This is a genomic window from Streptomyces sp. NPDC020983, assembly GCF_044333485.1.
GTDB lineage: Bacteria > Actinomycetota > Actinomycetes > Streptomycetales > Streptomycetaceae > Actinacidiphila.
This window is the reverse complement of the sequence record NZ_JBIRRA010000002.1, coordinates 163,616-178,297: the sequence shown is the minus strand read 5'-3', so window position 1 is coordinate 178,297 and position 14,682 is coordinate 163,616. Positions and strand designations below refer to the sequence as shown.

The 14,682-nt window shown below is 74.6% G+C and carries 16 protein-coding genes; 10 read left to right on the top strand and 6 right to left on the bottom strand.

What is annotated here, in order from left to right:
* The first annotated feature begins 151 nt into the window (after positions 1–151).
* Positions 152–1,243 carry an LLM class flavin-dependent oxidoreductase gene (locus ACH4SE_RS04240; protein WP_398541744.1) on the top strand — a complete coding sequence of 364 codons (1,092 nt, stop codon included), beginning with the start codon at positions 152–154 and terminating at the stop codon, positions 1,241–1,243.
* 90 nt (positions 1,244–1,333) lie between these two features.
* On the opposite strand, the gene ACH4SE_RS04235 is transcribed toward ACH4SE_RS04240, so the two are convergent.
* Positions 1,334–2,560 carry an arylsulfotransferase family protein gene (locus tag ACH4SE_RS04235; RefSeq protein ID WP_398541743.1) on the bottom strand — a complete coding sequence of 409 codons (1,227 nt, stop codon included), beginning with the start codon at positions 2,558–2,560 and terminating at the stop codon, positions 1,334–1,336.
* A 419-nt stretch (positions 2,561–2,979) separates the two neighbouring features.
* On the bottom strand, positions 2,980–3,756 hold the full coding sequence (locus ACH4SE_RS04230; protein WP_398541742.1) for an SDR family oxidoreductase: 777 nt from the start codon (positions 3,754–3,756) through the stop codon (positions 2,980–2,982).
* 113 nt (positions 3,757–3,869) lie between these two features.
* Here ACH4SE_RS04230 and ACH4SE_RS04225 point away from each other — a divergent pair, with 113 nt between their 5' ends.
* From ACH4SE_RS04225 to ACH4SE_RS04215, 3 genes are all read left to right on the top strand, one after another.
* The gene (locus tag ACH4SE_RS04225; protein WP_398541741.1) at positions 3,870–4,502 is read left to right on the top strand and encodes a TetR-like C-terminal domain-containing protein; all 633 of its coding nucleotides are present in this window, start codon (positions 3,870–3,872) and stop codon (positions 4,500–4,502) included.
* Between the two features lie 64 nt (positions 4,503–4,566).
* Positions 4,567–4,821: a hypothetical protein gene (locus ACH4SE_RS04220; protein WP_398541740.1), complete on the top strand. Its 255-nt coding sequence runs from the start codon at positions 4,567–4,569 to the stop codon at positions 4,819–4,821.
* A 226-nt stretch (positions 4,822–5,047) separates the two neighbouring features.
* A complete protein-coding gene (locus ACH4SE_RS04215) occupies positions 5,048–5,173 on the top strand; it encodes a hypothetical protein (protein WP_398541739.1) in 126 nt (41 codons plus the stop codon).
* Between the two features lie 78 nt (positions 5,174–5,251).
* Here ACH4SE_RS04215 and ACH4SE_RS04210 read toward each other — a convergent pair whose 3' ends face one another.
* The 3 genes from ACH4SE_RS04210 to ACH4SE_RS04200 all read right to left on the bottom strand — a co-directional run bounded on the left by ACH4SE_RS04210 (position 5,252) and on the right by ACH4SE_RS04200 (position 7,237).
* On the bottom strand, positions 5,252–6,073 hold the full coding sequence (locus tag ACH4SE_RS04210; protein ID WP_398541738.1) for an SAM-dependent methyltransferase: 822 nt from the start codon (positions 6,071–6,073) through the stop codon (positions 5,252–5,254).
* A 52-nt stretch (positions 6,074–6,125) separates the two neighbouring features.
* On the bottom strand, positions 6,126–6,341 hold the full coding sequence (locus tag ACH4SE_RS04205) for a DUF397 domain-containing protein (protein ID WP_398542133.1): 216 nt from the start codon (positions 6,339–6,341) through the stop codon (positions 6,126–6,128).
* A 74-nt stretch (positions 6,342–6,415) separates the two neighbouring features.
* Positions 6,416–7,237 (bottom strand): helix-turn-helix transcriptional regulator, encoded by an 822-nt coding sequence (locus ACH4SE_RS04200; RefSeq protein WP_398542132.1) that lies wholly within the window; start codon positions 7,235–7,237, stop codon positions 6,416–6,418.
* 331 nt (positions 7,238–7,568) lie between these two features.
* Between ACH4SE_RS04200 and ACH4SE_RS04195 the strand changes: the two genes are divergently transcribed.
* The 5 genes from ACH4SE_RS04195 to ACH4SE_RS04175 all read left to right on the top strand — a co-directional run bounded on the left by ACH4SE_RS04195 (position 7,569) and on the right by ACH4SE_RS04175 (position 13,011).
* A complete protein-coding gene (locus tag ACH4SE_RS04195; protein ID WP_398541737.1) occupies positions 7,569–7,892 on the top strand; it encodes a hypothetical protein in 324 nt (107 codons plus the stop codon).
* 118 nt (positions 7,893–8,010) lie between these two features.
* Positions 8,011–9,684, top strand: a complete 1,674-nt coding sequence (locus tag ACH4SE_RS04190) for a hypothetical protein (RefSeq protein ID WP_398541736.1) — start codon at positions 8,011–8,013, stop codon at positions 9,682–9,684.
* Between the two features lie 293 nt (positions 9,685–9,977).
* Complete coding sequence (locus ACH4SE_RS04185; protein ID WP_398541735.1) at positions 9,978–11,237, top strand: AAA family ATPase; 1,260 nt, start codon at positions 9,978–9,980, stop codon at positions 11,235–11,237.
* 167 nt (positions 11,238–11,404) lie between these two features.
* Positions 11,405–12,727 (top strand): VWA-like domain-containing protein, encoded by a 1,323-nt coding sequence (locus ACH4SE_RS04180; RefSeq protein ID WP_398541734.1) that lies wholly within the window; start codon positions 11,405–11,407, stop codon positions 12,725–12,727.
* Between the two features lie 113 nt (positions 12,728–12,840).
* Positions 12,841–13,011 carry a hypothetical protein gene (locus ACH4SE_RS04175; RefSeq protein ID WP_398541733.1) on the top strand — a complete coding sequence of 57 codons (171 nt, stop codon included), beginning with the start codon at positions 12,841–12,843 and terminating at the stop codon, positions 13,009–13,011.
* Positions 13,012–13,023: 12 nt separating this feature from the next.
* Here ACH4SE_RS04175 and ACH4SE_RS04170 read toward each other — a convergent pair whose 3' ends face one another.
* Positions 13,024–13,743, bottom strand: coding sequence for an XRE family transcriptional regulator (locus ACH4SE_RS04170; RefSeq protein WP_398541732.1), 720 nt, complete (start codon positions 13,741–13,743; stop codon positions 13,024–13,026).
* Positions 13,744–14,000: 257 nt separating this feature from the next.
* Between ACH4SE_RS04170 and ACH4SE_RS04165 the strand changes: the two genes are divergently transcribed.
* Positions 14,001–14,549: an ATP-binding protein gene (locus tag ACH4SE_RS04165; protein WP_398541731.1), complete on the top strand. Its 549-nt coding sequence runs from the start codon at positions 14,001–14,003 to the stop codon at positions 14,547–14,549.
* Positions 14,550–14,682: the final 133 nt, after the last annotated feature.

Genomic DNA, 14,682 nt, shown 5'->3' with positions numbered 1-14,682 from the left:
ACCGGGTCCCACCTGCGCCTTCGCCGAAGGCGCGGTGCAGGCGTGCCGCCGGATCGGCTGCCGGCCCCACCGCGGCGGAATTCCCGCACGGCCGAATTCCGGCGGCGTCCGCGAATGCGCGCCGCCCTTTTTGCGTATCGGAGTCCCGCACATGGCTCACGAATTCCTCTGGTACATACCCAACACCGTCGAGCCGGGTCACCGCGGCGACGACACCACCACCGGGTGGGGCACCCTCGACTACTCGACCGAGCTGGCGCTCGCCGCCGAGGCGCACGGGTGGGGCGGGGCGCTGCTCGGCACGGGGTGGGGGCGGCCCGACACCTTCACCGTCGCCACCGCGCTCGCCGCGCGCACCACCACCTTCCAGCCGCTCGTGGCGATCAGGCCCGGCTACTGGCAGCCCGCGCACTTCGCGAGCGCCGCCGCGACGCTGGACCGGCTCAGCGGGGGGCGGCTGCTCGTCAACATCGTCAGCGGCCTCGACAACGCGGCCGCGTACGGCGACGGGCAGACCGACCAGGCGCGCCGCTACGACCGCACGCGCGAATTCCTCCGGCTGGTACGGCGGCTGTGGACGGAGGAGAACGTCACCTTCACCGGCGACTTCTTCCGCGTCGAGGACTCCACCGTACGGCCGCGGCCGTACGGGGCCGAGGACGGGCGCACCCCGCGGCTGTACTTCGGCGGGGCCTCGGCAGCGGCCGAGCGGGTGTCGGCCGCCGAGGCGGACGTGCAGCTCTTCTGGGGCGAGCCGCTCGACGGCGTGGCCGAGCGCATCGCGCGCCTGAAGGAGCTGACGGCCGCGGTCGGACGGGAGCACGCGCCGCTGGAGTTCGGGCTGCGGATCACCACGCTGGTGCGGGAGACCCCGGAGGAGGCGTGGCGCGAGGCGGAGGCGAAGGTCGCGGCGATGGCGCAGCGGCAGGGCGACGACGTGACGTTCGCCGCGCAGCAGCGGCGCGCGGTCGGCCAGCGGCGGCTGCACGACCTCGCCGGGCGCGGCGAGGTGCTCGACACCTGCCTCTACACCACGCCGGGCCGCTTCGGCGGCGGTGGCGCGGGCACCACGTGGCTGGTGGGCTCCGCCGGCGAGGTGGCGGCGGCCCTGCGCGCGTACGCGGACCTGGGCGTCACGCACTTCGTGCTGTCGGACACCCCCTACCGCTCCGAGATCGCCCGCGTCGGCGACGCCCTGCTGCCGCTGCTGCGGGAGCCCGCACCCGCCGCCGCGCTGCCGTAGCCCGCGGGCCCCGGCTCCGCGCGTACGGCCCGTGGGCCGGTGCCCGCTCCGGTCCAGGACGGGGGCGGGCACCGGCCCACGGCGCGAGGGTCACTTCCAGTCGAAGCGGTACGCCCGGTAGCTGATGGCGCCGTTCGTCCACCGGGCGTTGAAGCGCAGGTCGCCGGAGGGGCCGAACTCCGAGACGTAGGGCTGCGAGCCCCATCCGACGAACCGGCCGCCGTCCGGGAGCGGCTGCGCGTTGCCCTGCGAGGAGGCGACCAGGCCGGACGGCTGGTCGTCGGAGGCGACGAGCGTCGCGGTGTGCCGGCGGAAGTCCAGCCGGACGGTGACCGCCCGGCTGTAGGGCAGCTCGTTGACCGCGCCCGTACCGGTGTTGGCGATGCCCGCGGACTCGTTGTCGAAGAAGCTGTAGCGGCCGCCGCCCAGCGGCTCCGGGTCGTGCTGCCACGCGAAGGCGGCGTCCTTGGTGTTCAGCACCTGCCCGGGCGCGGCCTTGAGCGCGAACGAGCTGCTCTTGCCGCCCAGTTGCCACTGCACCTCGCCCGTACGGCCCGAGATCTCGTAGGCGGCCCAGGTGTTGCGCGAGTTGACCAGCAGGTTGCCGCCCGTGTCCTGCTTGACGGCGTTGATGTGGAACCAGTCCCAGGGGGTGCCGGGCGAGGCGGGCAGCGGCTGCCGGCTCTCCGAGTACGGCACGTGGTCGGCGCTGTTCCACTCGAAGAGCACCTTGCCGCTGCGGATGTCGACCTCCTGGACGACACCGTCGATGACCTTCTGGTGGTCGGAGCCGCCGATCGCGGTCAGATCGGCCGTCCTGACCCCGTAGGCGAGGATCAGCGCGGTGTTCCGCGGGGTGATGAGGAACTCGTGCCCGTCGGCCGAGTAGCCGTTGCCCGCGCGGACCTCGGCGATCTGGCGGTAGTGGTCGTCGTAGACGTAGTCGGCGCCCTGCGCCACGCCGCCCAGGCCCGTCCCCTGCCACCACGTGAGGACGGGCTTGCCGCGGTAGGTCTGCTTGCGGAAGTCGGCGGCGGTCTGGCCCGCGGGGACGGCGTGCGACCACACGGTGTGCCGCCCGTCGTGGCTGAGGATCTCCACACCGCTCGCGTACGTGCCGTCGCCGCCGTACGGGGCCACGAACAGGTCGCCGCTCGCGGTGCCGGGTCCGGCCGTCAGGACGTCGAGCGGTGGCAGGGGCAGGGCCTGCGCCTGGCCGCCGGACGCGGCGGCGGCGCCGCCCGCGGGCAGCACGGTGGCGAGCGCGGCCGCGGCGAGGGCGGGAACGGCGAGACGGGACCAGGACTTCACGGACACGGGGACTCCTCCGGAGGCATGACGGATTCGCCGGGCGGCGCGCGCACGCGGGCGGGCGGCTCGGCGGGGAAAGGGGGTTACGCGGTCGGCGAATGCGTCGGGACGCGCGCCGTCACGGCACGGCCGGCCCGGGGGCGGCCGTGCACCGTCACACGGAGGGAGCGGCGTGGTTCAGGGCGTCCTCGACGCGAGCGGAAGCGCTCAGCAGGGACGACAGGCAGCGGAGCAGACCCGCATGAGGTCGACGTGACCGCGGGTCGTGAGGATGCTCCGGCGGGGGCGCTGCATACCGAGCAAGCTAACTGCTTGGCCTGTACACCGTCAACGCCCGTCCGCATGCCGGAGGTTGCCGCCGCGCCGGCGGGCGGGCGCCCCCGTCCGCCGGGGGGTGCCCGCCCGTGGTGCTCCGGCCGGTACCGTCACGCGGCGCCGCCGTTGACGTACAGCGTCTGGCCGTTGGTCCAGCGGCCGTGCGGGCCGGCGAGGAAGGACACCGAGTCCGCGATGTCGCCGGGGGTGCCGAGGCGCTGCATCGGGTTGAGGCCCGCGATGTGGTCGACCAGCTCCTGCGGCTTGCCCTCCAGGAAGAGCGGTGTCGCGGTGGGGCCGGGGGCGACCGTGTTGACGGTGACGTCCCGCCCGCGCAGCTCGCGCGCGAGGATCAGCGTCATGGCCTCGACCGCGCCCTTCGACGCGGCGTAGGCGGCGTATCCGGGCTGCTGGAGCCGTGTCACGGAGGTGGAGAAGTTCACGAGGGCGCCGCCCGCCCGCAGCCGCCGCGCCGCGAGCTGCGAGACGACGAACGTCCCGCGGATGTTGACCCGGTGCATACGGTCCAGGTCCGCGAGGTCCAGCTCGGCGACGGGCGCGAGGAGCATCACGCCCGCGGTGTTCACGACGACGTCGACCCCGCCCAGCTCCCGCTCCACGTGGTCGAACACCGCGGCCATCTCGGTCTCGTCGGCGATGTCGGCGGCCAGCGCGAGCGCCCTGCCGCCCTTCCCCGCGGCTTGCGCGGCCTTCTCGACGGCGGCGAGGGCCTCGGCGGCGCGCCGCGTGCCGCCGCCGTAGAGCAGGGCGACGGACAGCCCGTCCGCGGCCAGCCGCTCGGCGACGGCCCGGCCGATGCCGCCCGATCCGCCGGTGACGAGCGCGACCCGGCTGCCGGTGGCGTGGTCCTCGGGGGTGGTGGTCATGGCGGTCTCCTCCGGCTCGCAGGATCTCTTGTGGACGTTCCGTCCACATCAGAAAATGTAGACTGGTCGTCCATATAATGCAACCGTGACACCCCGCACCCCGGGAGGACGCGATGCCCGACCAGCCCGCCGCGGCCCAGCCGCACCACTCCCCCCGCCCCGGCCGGGGCCGCCGCCCGGCCGCCGAGGTGCGCGCCGCCGTCCTCGCCGCCACGGCCGCGATGCTGCGCGAGAGCGGCCTGCGCGACATCACGTTCGAGAAGGTCGCCGCCCGTGCGGGCGCCAGCAAGATGACCCTCTACAAGTGGTGGCCCTCCCCCGGCGCGCTCGCCTTCGACGCCTACTTCGCCGCGACCGAGCAGACCCTCGCCTTCGCCGACACCGGAGACCTCGCCGCCGACCTCACCGCCCAGCTGCACGCCTTCGTCGACCTGCTCACCGGCGAGGGCGGCGGCTTCGTCGTCGCCCAGCTCGTCGGCGCCGCCCAGACCGACCCCGACCTCGCCGCCGCACTCGACGAGCACTACACGCGGCCGCGCCGCGCCCTCGCCGTCGAGCGGCTGCGCAGCGCCGTGCGGGCCGGGCAGCTGCGGCCCGGCACCGATCTGGAGAGCCTCGTCGACCAGCTGTGGGGCGCCTGCTACCACCGCCTGCTGCTGCCCGCGCTCCCCCTGGACCACACCTTCGCCGACACGCTCGTACGCAACCTGCTCACGGGTGTCGCCGGACCAGCGTCACCGGCTTGACAGGTGATGCTGACGGTGGGAGCGTGAGGACCGGCACAGCAGGACCACGGAGCGGAGGCCCGCGATGAGCACGGCGACGAGCACGGCGGTGACCATGAAGGTCGTACGGCAGGTCCACGGCGGGGACGGGACGGCGGGCCGGGGGGACACGGCCGCCGCGGCGGCCCGGCAGGCGCGCTTCGGCCACCTGCCCGAGCGCGTGAGGTTCGCGGACATGGTCCAGGAGCAGGCCGAACCGCGGGACCCGGCGCGGGACGCGTACGACGCGGCGGGCTCGCTCATCTCGTACAGCTGCCTCGCCGTCGATCTGGGGCTCTGAACCCCGTTTCGCGGTGGGCGGCTTCCGCCTCACCCGGAGACACCGGCACCGGCCCCCGGGTCCTGATGGACTCGGGGGATGACATCCGCGACTCCCCCGGTCTACGACACCATCGGTGTCGGCTACCGCGACGTACGCCGCCCCGACCCCCGGCTGCACGCCCTGATCACCGCGGCGCTCAAGGGCGCCGGCACGGTCGTCGACGTCGGTGCGGGCGCGGGCCGCGATGTCACGCCTCCAGGACGACCTGGACTCCGGCGCCTGGTACCGCCGCCACGCGGACCTCCTCGGCCGCCGGACGACGGACTACGGCTACCGCCTGATCGTCACGGGGGAGCCGCTCGGCGAGTGAGCCGCACCCTCCCGGCTGGGCGCGCCCCCGCGCGGGGCGGTGCCCGTCAGGGGCGGGGGCCGTCCGCAAGGTCGGGGCTCAGCGCTTGAAGGCCACGCCGCCCCACGCCGAGACCTCCGCGTTGCTCAGCGCGGCCACGCGCTCCTCGTCCTCGGGGTCGGGGCGCCACGTGTGGACCATGGCGATGCCCGGGTCGATGAGGTCGAGGCCCTCGAAGAAGCGCTTGCCCTCCTCCAGGGTGCGGACCTTGCCGGGGGTGCCGCCCTGGAGGTAGATCTCCTCGATGCGCGCCCAGGCCTCGGGGGCGAATTCCGGGGTGCTGTGGCTGAGCGCGAGCGCGCTGCCGGGCGGGAGCGCGTCGACGAAGCGGGAGACGAGGCCGTACGGGTCCTGGTCGTCGGGCACGAAGTGCAGGATCGCGTTGAGCGACAGCGCCACCGGCCGGGTGAGGTCCAGCACCTCCGCCACCTCGGGGGACTTGAGCAGCGCGTCCGGCTCGCGCAGGTCCGCGTGGACGTACGCGGTCCGGCCGCCCGGGGCCGTCCGCATCAGGCGCTCGGCGTACTTGAGGACCAGCGGGTCGTTGTCGGCGTAGACGACCTTCGCCTCGGGCGCGACGGACTGCGCGATCTGGTGCAGGTTGGGCTCGGTGGGTATGCCCGTGCCGACGTCGAGCCACTGGCGGATGCCGTGCTCGCGGGCCAGCACCCGGGTGGCCCGGTGCATGAAGAAGCGCAGCTCGCGCGCGCAGGTGCCGATGCCGGGGAAGACTCCGGCGATCGCCTCCGCGGCCTGCCGGTCGGCCTCGAAGTGGTCCTTGCCGCCCAGGTAGTGGTCGTACATGCGGGCGGAGTGCGGGCGGCTGGTGTCGATCACCGGTTCGGCCCCGGGCGTGCTCATGGTGGTCCTTCTTTCCGTCATGCGTCCGTCGTCCTCCTGCCGGAGGGAGCCGTCAGGCGGCGAAGTGGTCGGCGAGCCCGTCCTTGACGCCGCGCACGAACGCGCGGATCTCGTCCGGGGTGTAGACGAGCGCCGGGCCCGCCGGATCGGTGGACTGGCGCAACGCCACGCGGCCGTCGGGGAGTTGCTTCAGCTCCACGCACTGGCCGCCGTTGGGGCCGCTCCACGGGCACTCCCAGCCCTGGTCGCCCAGGTCGCGGGCGGGCATGCCGTTGCGGATCACTGCGAGTTCCGTGATCTCCGGCCGGACGTCGGGCGCGGGGCCGTGGGGGTCGGTGGGGGTCATGTGTACTCCTTCCGCATGCGGTTCAGCAGCGCGGTGCTCTCCCGGGTGGAGGTCAGCAGGGAGAGCCGGTTGTGCGCTTCGAGATGCGTCGAGACGTCGGCCCGCTGGTCGAGGTAGACAGCGGCGGACAGGATCTCGCTGTAGACGACGTCGGGGAGTTCGGGCTCGGCGAACCGGAAGTAGGTGAAGGGCGCGCAGGCGCCGACGTGCGCGCCCGCGCTGAAGGGCACGATGTCGACGCTGACGTGCGGGAGTTCGTTCGCTTCGAGCAGCCGCTCGATCTGCGCGCGCATGATCGCGGCGCTGCCGACCTGGCGGTGCAGCACCGCCTCCTCCATGACCACCCAGAGCGTGGGCGCGTCGTCGCGTTCCAGCAGGCTCTGCCGCCGCAGCCGGAGTTCGACGCGCTGCGCGAGCGCCTCCTCCGAGTCGTTGGGGAAGCCGCCGCGCAGGCACGCGTGCACGTACTCGGGCGTCTGGAGCAGGCCGGTGACGTAGTGCGGCTCGTACGTGCGCAGCGCCCGCGCACCGGTCTCCAGGCTCACGTACGCCTTGAACCAGCCGGGCAGCACGTCGCGGTACGGGTACCACCAGCCGGGTTCGTTGGCCTGCTCGGCGAGGGCGCAGAACTCCTCGATCTCGCGCGGGCCGGCCCCGTACGTCTGGAGCAGCTTCTCGACGTAGAGCGGCTTGAGCGCGACCTCCGCCTTCTCCAGCCGGCGGATGGTCAGCGGCGTCACGCGCAGTGAGCGGGCCGCCTGCTCCAGCGACAGGCCCGCCTCCTGGCGGCGCTCCTGGAGCCGCCGGCTGAGGATCATGCGCAGCACCGTGGGGGCGCTGGGGCCGCCACCGGCGGCGACCGGCCGCTCCTCGCTCACACTTCCCCCTGTCCGGGTCGCAGGCTGCTGGTCCGGCTGCCGGAACCTTGCTGACCGATCGTCAACAAGCCGAGTGTCACACAGAGTTGATGAGAACACCAGGTCGATCCGACGCAGGATGAAATTATCAGGAAGCGCATTGCGCGATGAGCTCCGCGGCACGATAGTGACGTGTGTGACTCACGCAACGCCGGGCGCACGGGGGCGCCACGGGCGCGGTGACGGCTTTCCCGCCGGCCACCGCGCCTTGTCCGAGACAGGAGTGTTGACGGTGGAAGACGGCATGCTCGCGTATCCGGTGCCGGCGCCGGCGTACGTCATCGACCACGTCTTCAGCGGGGCGGACCACCAGCACCGCCGCGTGCAGCTCCCCGTCGAGTGCGCCGACCGCGCGGTGTCCTGGATCCGCATCCAGGCGCGGACGTACGGCGCGACCGCACCGGAGGACCACCCCATCTGGGGCTGGATCGACACCCTGCACCGCGCCACCGAGCGGCAGTTACTCCTCACCGGCGCCGCCGACCTCGCCTTCGAACTGGACCAGGGGCGGGTCAGCTGGAGCATCCGGCGGGCCGTCCGCGCCCGCATCGCCTGACCCCGCGCGGCCGCGTCGCCGGGGGGTGACATCCCGCGGCGCGGTCGCCTATGGTGAACGCGATGACTACTCCTTCTGTCTGCAGAATGGGGGCCCGTTCCGCGCAAGGTGAGTGCTGATGAGCACTCAGGCCTTCGAGCGCACGGCCGCTGAGCGGTCGGCTCGACCCGCGGATCCGGAGACCCGGCTTTCCCTGTGGCTGCACGTGCGGCGTTACGCCGTGCCGCCCCCGATGATCGACACCGCGACCGCCCGGCGCCACGCCGGCGACTGGGCGGGAGCCTGCGCCGCCGCGGGCTTCGACGTCGACGTCACCCCACGCTCCCTCGCCCGTACACACGGCCGCGAGACCGCCGCGCTCGTCCGCCTGGACCTGCGGCGGCTCGCGCCCGAGCTGCTGCGCTGGCACATGCCGCGGATCACGCCCGACGGGCTCCTCCGCCCCGGCGTGACCCTCGCACTCGCGCGGTACGCCACCGCGGAGGGGGCCCTCCACCTCGTCGCCCGCACACCGCCCGCGCGGGCGGCCGCACGCCAGCGCATCCAGCTCGCGCTGTTCGACGGCACGCGTGACGTGGGCCGGGCAGCCGGTCCGCCGGACGCCCGCGCGCTCTGGCACCCCCACCCCCGACCCGACCGCCGCTTCCGGCTCGACCTGCACCGGCACCTGTGGGACGCGGAACGGGCGCACGAGCTGCGCGCACGCGCGGGGCTGCCGCGGGGATGGCTACCCGCCGCCGCCCGGCCCGCCGGGTACTGGGCCCGGGAGGGGCCGGAACCCGCGGCCCGGCCCCCGGGCCGACCCGGCTCCTTCGTCCAGGCGGAGGACGGCTGGGCGGCGGACGACTGGGCGGAGCACGGCTGGTCGGCGGACGGCTGGGCTGCGGACGACTGGGCGGCGGTCGCGCGGTGGGCCGACGAAGCCGCCCTGCTGCTACGGGCCGAGGGCTCGCCCGGCGGCGGCGCCGTCCTCGTACGGCTCGGGCGCGGGCGGCGGCTCGTCCTGGAGGTCGAGACGGCCCCCGGCACCCCGGCGCGGGTCGCCGCACGGTACGCGGAGGGGGCGTACCGATGCGCCGGCTCCCGCGCCGGGCACGGCGGTTGCCCCGCCGGATGCGCGGGCTGCCTCGGCTCCGCGGCTGCCGCCGGACACGGCGACCTGCGCGCGCTGCCGGTGCTCCCCGACGCCGCGACGTGGCTGCCCCCCGACCCCGTCCTCCTGGCCGCGGGCCTGCTCGCACCGCAGGATCTGCACCCGCTGGTCGCCGCCTCCCTCGCACCCGGGAGCCGGCGGGCGGCGCCACCGCGGGGTGCGGCGGCGGCGCCGGGCGCGACAGGGCAGCGGTACGTGGACTGCCGCGGGGCACGGCACCGTATCGGCGTGGCCGGCGGCGTCCTCACCGCGCTCGACCACGACCGGGAGGAGATCCGCCGGGAGGAGCTGCTCGCCGAACTCGGCGGGCCGCCGCTGCCGTGCCTGCGGGCCGTCGCGGCGGCCCACCGGCACCCGGAGAACCTCCCGGATGTCCGGGCCCGCCTCGCGCACGGCGACATCCGCGGCGCCCTTGCGGAAGTCGAGGCCCTGCTCGGCCCGTCCGGCCCTCTCCGCGAGGGCGGCTTGCGGGACGCGGTCGAAGCGGCGGCCCGGGGCCGGGTGGACCACGGGCTCTACCGCTCGGGCCTCGCCGACCCCGGCCCCGCCCCCCACCTGCGCACCTTCGCCCCCTTCTCCCGCGAGGAACGCCGCCGCACCGGCTTCCGCTCCCGCACCCGGCAGGCCGCCGCCCGCTGACCCCGCGGGCCTGCGCCTGCCGCGCGGGCGTGACCAGGGGCGCTGCCCCGTGAGCGCTTCCCCTTGCGGGAGCCCGTTTTCACCCGCGCGGGGAACCGCGCGAGCAACCCACCACCGGCCAGTGGCCCGGAAACGACAGCACCTGCCCCTTCGGCCCGGCCACGACATGCAGCGTCGTCGTGGCCGGCCGCGCAGTTCCCCGCGCCCCGGGGGTCCCGGCGGCGCAACCGCAACCCCCCTCCGCGTCCGGCCGGCCAGGCCCGCGGATCGACCTCGAACAGCAAAGGTGACCTATGACCGTTGACAGCAGCACCGCCCCCGCCGGCAGCAGCACCGCCGCCCGCAGTGACCAGCTCGGCGTGGCCGGAGAGCTCATCGCGCTGCTCGGCGCGACGCGGACCGAGCAGCGCCCCAACGACCAGTTGTCCGCCCTCACCCTCGCCGTCGCCGCCGACCTCCCCGTCCTCCTCTGGGGGGAACCCGGCATCGGGAAGACGGCCGCGCTCACCCAGCTCGCCGCCGCGCTGGAACTGCCGCTCACGACGGTGATCGCGAGCGTCCACGAGCCGTCCGACTTCGCAGGGCTGCCCGTCGTCGGGGACGACCCCGCCGTCCAGGGTGTGCCGATGGCCCCGCCGGACTGGGCGGTACGGCTCGTCCGCGCCGGACGCGGCCTGCTCTTCCTGGACGAGCTGTCCACCGCCCCGCCCGCCGTGCAGGCGGCCCTGCTGCGGCTGGTGCTGGAGCGCCGCGTCGGGGCGCTCCGGCTCCCGCCGGGCGTGAGGATCGTGGCGGCGGCGAACCCCCGCTCGTCGGCGGCGGACGGCTGGGAGCTGAGCCCGCCGCTGGCGAACCGCTTCGTGCACCTGCAGTGGACGCACGAGCACGACGTCGTCGTGCGCGGCCTCGGCGGCGTGTGGCCGCACGCCGCGCTGCCCCGGCTCGATCAGCAACGCCTCGCGGAATCCGTCGACTTCGCGCGCCGCGCGGTGTGCGCGTTCCTCCAGGCGCGGCCCGCGCTCGTGCACCGGCTCCCGGCGTCGGAGACGCGCCGGGGCGGTGCGTGGCCCTCGCCGCGCAGTTGGGAGATGGCGCTGCGGCTCGTCGCGTTCGCGACCGCCGCGGAGTCGCCCCGCGAGGTGCTCGCCCTGCTGGCGCGCGGCGCGGTCGGCGACGGCCCCGGGCTCGAACTCCTCGCCGCCATGGACCGGATGGACCTGCCCGACCCCGAGACCCTGCTCGCCGACCCGGCTGCGGCCGAACTCCCCGAGCGGGGCGACCTGCGGCAGGCGGTGCTGGACGCGGTGGTCGCGGCGGTGCACTCCCGCCCCACCCGCCCGCGCTGGGACGCGGCGTGGACGGTACTGGTCCGGGCGCTGGAGACGGGCGCGCCGGATCTGGTGGTCATGCCCGCGAAGGCGCTGGCCGGACTGCGCCGCGAGGACTGGGCCGTCCCCGCGGCGATCGACCGCCTGACGGGAGCCGCCACGATCTCCCGCCACGCGACGCAGGGCGCGGCCCGTGCCGCGGCGACGGCGGGTGCCGTCCGATGAGTACGGACCCGCGCACCGCTCCCCCGCCGCCGGGCCCGGCGGCCGCCCCCGGCGAACCGGCGCCCCCGCCCGGATCCGTCCCCGGCCGCCCGCCGGGAGGATCACCGCAGACCCGCCCGGCACCCGGCGCCGCCGCGGCCCCGGCCGTCCGCCCCACGCCCCGCCTCATGCCGCGCCGCCCGGCCCGGGCCCCGGTCCCGGCGTCCGGCCCGGCCGCGCCGCCCGGCCCGGCGGACGACCTCCCCGCGCCACCCGCCGCCGCGGACGAGCCGCCGCCCGACCTCGACCTCGACAAGCTCTACGCGGCCCGCCTGCTGGCCGCCCGCGCCCGCCCGTACCTCGCGAGCGCGCTCTTCGCGCTGCACGTCGTGCCCTCCCGCCATGTGCCGACGATGGCCGTCGACCCGTACTGGCGCTGCTACGCCGCGCCCGCCTTCGTCGCCGTGACCCCCGTCGAGGAGCTGGCCTCGGTGTGGGTGCACGAGGTGTCGCACCTGCTGCGCGACCACCACGGCCGGGGCGAGAAGTACGCGCGCGAGCACGACGACCACGGACCCGCCGCCCGGCTGCGCCGCAACATCGCAGGGGACTGCGAGATCAACGACGACGCGTTCGGCCACGGCCTCCCCGTCCCCGCAGGGGTGGTCACCCCGAGCACGTTCGGGCTGCGGGACGGTCAGCTGATGGAGGAGTACCTGGCGCAGATCCGGCTCGGCCCGCACACCGAGTGGCTGACGTGGCTCGACTGCGGCAGCGGCGTCGACGGGCACGGCCGGGCGTGGGACCTCGGGCCCGGCGGGTCGTGGAAGCTGAGCCCGCACGAGCGGGACGCGGTGCGCTTCCGCGTCGCGGAGGGCATCCGGGGCCGCCCCGGCGACGTCCCGGAGGGCTGGCGGCGGTGGGCGGAGAAGGCCTTCCATCCGCCGCAGCCCTGGCGGCAGTTGCTCGGCGCGGCGGTACGGGCCGCGGCGGCCGGCGGCGGCACGGGCGGGGACTACACGTACGGGCGGCCGGGGCGCCGTTCGGCGAGCGTGCCGGGCGCGGTGCTGCCGAGCCTGCGCCGCACGCCGCCGCGGGTGTGCGTGATCGTGGACACCTCGGGGTCGGTGAGCGACGCCGAACTGGGCAGCGCCCTGCTGGAGATCGCGGCGATCTCCGCCGCGGTGGGCGGCCGCCGCGACCTGGTCGGCGTCCTCGCGTGCGACGCGGCGGCGGACACCGTGCGCCCGCTCACCGCCGCCCACGACATCCCGCTGATCGGCGGCGGCGGCACGGACCTGCGCGAGGGCTTCCACCGCGCGCTGCGCTCCCGCCCCACCCCCGACGTCGTCGTGGCCCTCACCGACGGCCAGACCCCCTGGCCCGCCCACGCCCCGCCCTGCCGCTCCGTGATCGGCCTCTTCCCCCGCCCCCCGCGCATCCGCGAGCACGACCCGGAGTACCGCCCCGCCCCTCTCCCCGACTGGGCCCGCGTGGTGACCATCGGCTGACGCCGCCGGGGCGGCCCGAGTACGCCGCCCCGGGCGCTGCCTGCGCCCTGCGTGAAGACGAGCGGATGACGAGGCGCAAGGTGGGTCGTCATCCGCGGACCACCGGAACACTCGTGTCGGCGAGGCCCGCGGCGACGGCCTGCTGGACGGCGCGGGCCCACCTGCGGGAGTGGCCGGACGACGTCTCCGCGTCCGCGCAGGGCGTGATGGGCGCGGGCTGGCCCGGGACCGTGCCGGCCCTGGCCGTCGGCCGGCACGTTGTTCGTCGTCGCGCGGCCGCCTGACCGCCCGAGCGACTACTCGGGCGGCGTGTCGTACTGGGCCAGTGTCGCCTTGTTCGTAGACCGGTCCTGGAAAATCAGCTCCCAGGGGCCGGTATTTACGTCCATCTCTTTTCCGAAGCCGACCCATTTTCCACCCATGCGGCGGGCCGTCGGCTCCACGAGCATCTGGATGGCCCCATGGTACCGGGCGCCCCGGTAGTAACTCTCCTGAGTGGTCTGCTCCACCCATGTACCCGTGACGACGCTTCCGTCAACGGTGAGGTCCATGGTCAGCTGGGAATTCGACGTTCGAGGCAGGCTACGAACCGTCAAGCGGCTCCCGTGCTGCAGGATGACGACGTAGTGACGTCCGACGAAATCAGCTTCGCGTCCGCTTGAGTAATACTCGTAGCGACTGAGCCACACGCCGGAATAGCCTCCCTGCGGGGCGGTTTGAACCGTGGCTCTTGCCGCTGGTGCCGCATTGCGCGGGGCAGGCTCAAGATCGTGTCCACCGTGGCCATCGCTGGAGATACGCCCTTGAGGTGCGGGCGTCATGTCGAACCCGAGCGACTCTATGGGGAGGCCCGTCACAGCTTCGAGAGCGCGAGCGTACACAGGACGCGGCGCGGCGGTCGTGCCGCTTTCCCACCTCTGAACCAGTCGCTTGTTGGCGTCGTTGGGCACGCCGGCCCGTGTCCCCGCCTCGCGCAGAGCGCGCGCGAAGTCGTCCTGCGACATGAGCAGCCCCATACGGACCGCTCGCAGTGTGCCGTTCGGAGCTGACCCGTTCATGCGTTCACCCTAGCTCTCCGTGCCGCGAATGACACCTGAATGACGCCCCAGATGCCGTCGGTTCGTCGCCTTCCGCGTCGTCGCGAAGGATGTCATTCCGGCGACATTCTCTTGGCACGCTCAGTGTCCGCCCTGAGCGACATCGTGACAACCCAGGCCCCGCGACCGGCGGCGACCGGCCCGGGGGCGTGGCCGACGCCCCAAGGAGCGCTGACATGCAAGAACCCGTTCGGCTGGACGGGGGCAACGCGACGACCTCCAGTACGCCGGCACCCACTGCCGTGGAGAAGATGTGGCCACCTGCCCCGCGAACAGTGGGCAGGGTACGGCGGTTCCTCACCCAGCACCTTGAGGTGTGGGGGCTGCCGCAGCTCGCCGAGGTCGCCGAACTCATCGTGTCCGAGTTGGTCACCAACGCCATCGCCCACGCCCACCCGCCGTACGGCAACCTCATCGCGACGCGCATGGAACGGTTGGGCCGTGGCGTACTGATCGAGGTCCACGACGCCGACGATGCCAAGCCGGAACGCCAGGAAGCGTCCGCCGACTCCGAGTCCGGACGCGGCCTCGCGCTCGTTGACGCACTCACCGGTGGCCAATGGGGAGTCAGCGACCGTGAGGGGCCCGGGAAAGTGGTGTGGGCGATCTGCGTTCAGGACGCGCACGAGAGAGTCCGACTGAGCGGCACTACCGGCCAGCGAAAGGCCGGGCAACTCCCCCGGCCCTCAAGGATCACGAAAGACATCACGAATGAGACCGCGTAGGTCGAGGAATCCGCTCCCCTCTCTGAGAGCACCGACCGGAAGCGCGACCGGAACACCGAACGGATGGGCGATGCCCGAGCTCCCGCCTCGACGAACATCCCGGCCGAGCCGGACCCGCGATCCTCCGCCAGCA

Excerpts from the sequence above, each read along its gene's own strand:
- ACH4SE_RS04240 (WP_398541744.1), top strand. The coding sequence starts at position 152 with ATGGCTCACGAATTCCTCTGGTACATACCCAACACCGTCGAGCCGGGT.
- ACH4SE_RS04230 (WP_398541742.1), bottom strand. The coding sequence starts at position 3,756 with ATGACCACCACCCCCGAGGACCACGCCACCGGCAGCCGGGTCGCGCTC.
- ACH4SE_RS04225 (WP_398541741.1), top strand. The coding sequence starts at position 3,870 with ATGCCCGACCAGCCCGCCGCGGCCCAGCCGCACCACTCCCCCCGCCCC.
- ACH4SE_RS04220 (WP_398541740.1), top strand. The coding sequence starts at position 4,567 with ATGAGCACGGCGACGAGCACGGCGGTGACCATGAAGGTCGTACGGCAG.
- ACH4SE_RS04215 (WP_398541739.1), top strand. The coding sequence starts at position 5,048 with ATGTCACGCCTCCAGGACGACCTGGACTCCGGCGCCTGGTACCGCCGC.
- ACH4SE_RS04210 (WP_398541738.1), bottom strand. The coding sequence starts at position 6,073 with ATGAGCACGCCCGGGGCCGAACCGGTGATCGACACCAGCCGCCCGCAC.
- ACH4SE_RS04205 (WP_398542133.1), bottom strand. The coding sequence starts at position 6,341 with ATGCCCGCCCGCGACCTGGGCGACCAGGGCTGGGAGTGCCCGTGGAGC.
- ACH4SE_RS04200 (WP_398542132.1), bottom strand. The coding sequence starts at position 7,237 with ATGATCCTCAGCCGGCGGCTCCAGGAGCGCCGCCAGGAGGCGGGCCTG.
- ACH4SE_RS04190 (WP_398541736.1), top strand. The coding sequence starts at position 8,011 with ATGAGCACTCAGGCCTTCGAGCGCACGGCCGCTGAGCGGTCGGCTCGA.
- ACH4SE_RS04185 (WP_398541735.1), top strand. The coding sequence starts at position 9,978 with ATGACCGTTGACAGCAGCACCGCCCCCGCCGGCAGCAGCACCGCCGCC.
- ACH4SE_RS04180 (WP_398541734.1), top strand. The coding sequence starts at position 11,405 with ATGCCGCGCCGCCCGGCCCGGGCCCCGGTCCCGGCGTCCGGCCCGGCC.
- ACH4SE_RS04170 (WP_398541732.1), bottom strand. The coding sequence starts at position 13,743 with ATGGGGCTGCTCATGTCGCAGGACGACTTCGCGCGCGCTCTGCGCGAG.
- ACH4SE_RS04165 (WP_398541731.1), top strand. The coding sequence starts at position 14,001 with ATGCAAGAACCCGTTCGGCTGGACGGGGGCAACGCGACGACCTCCAGT.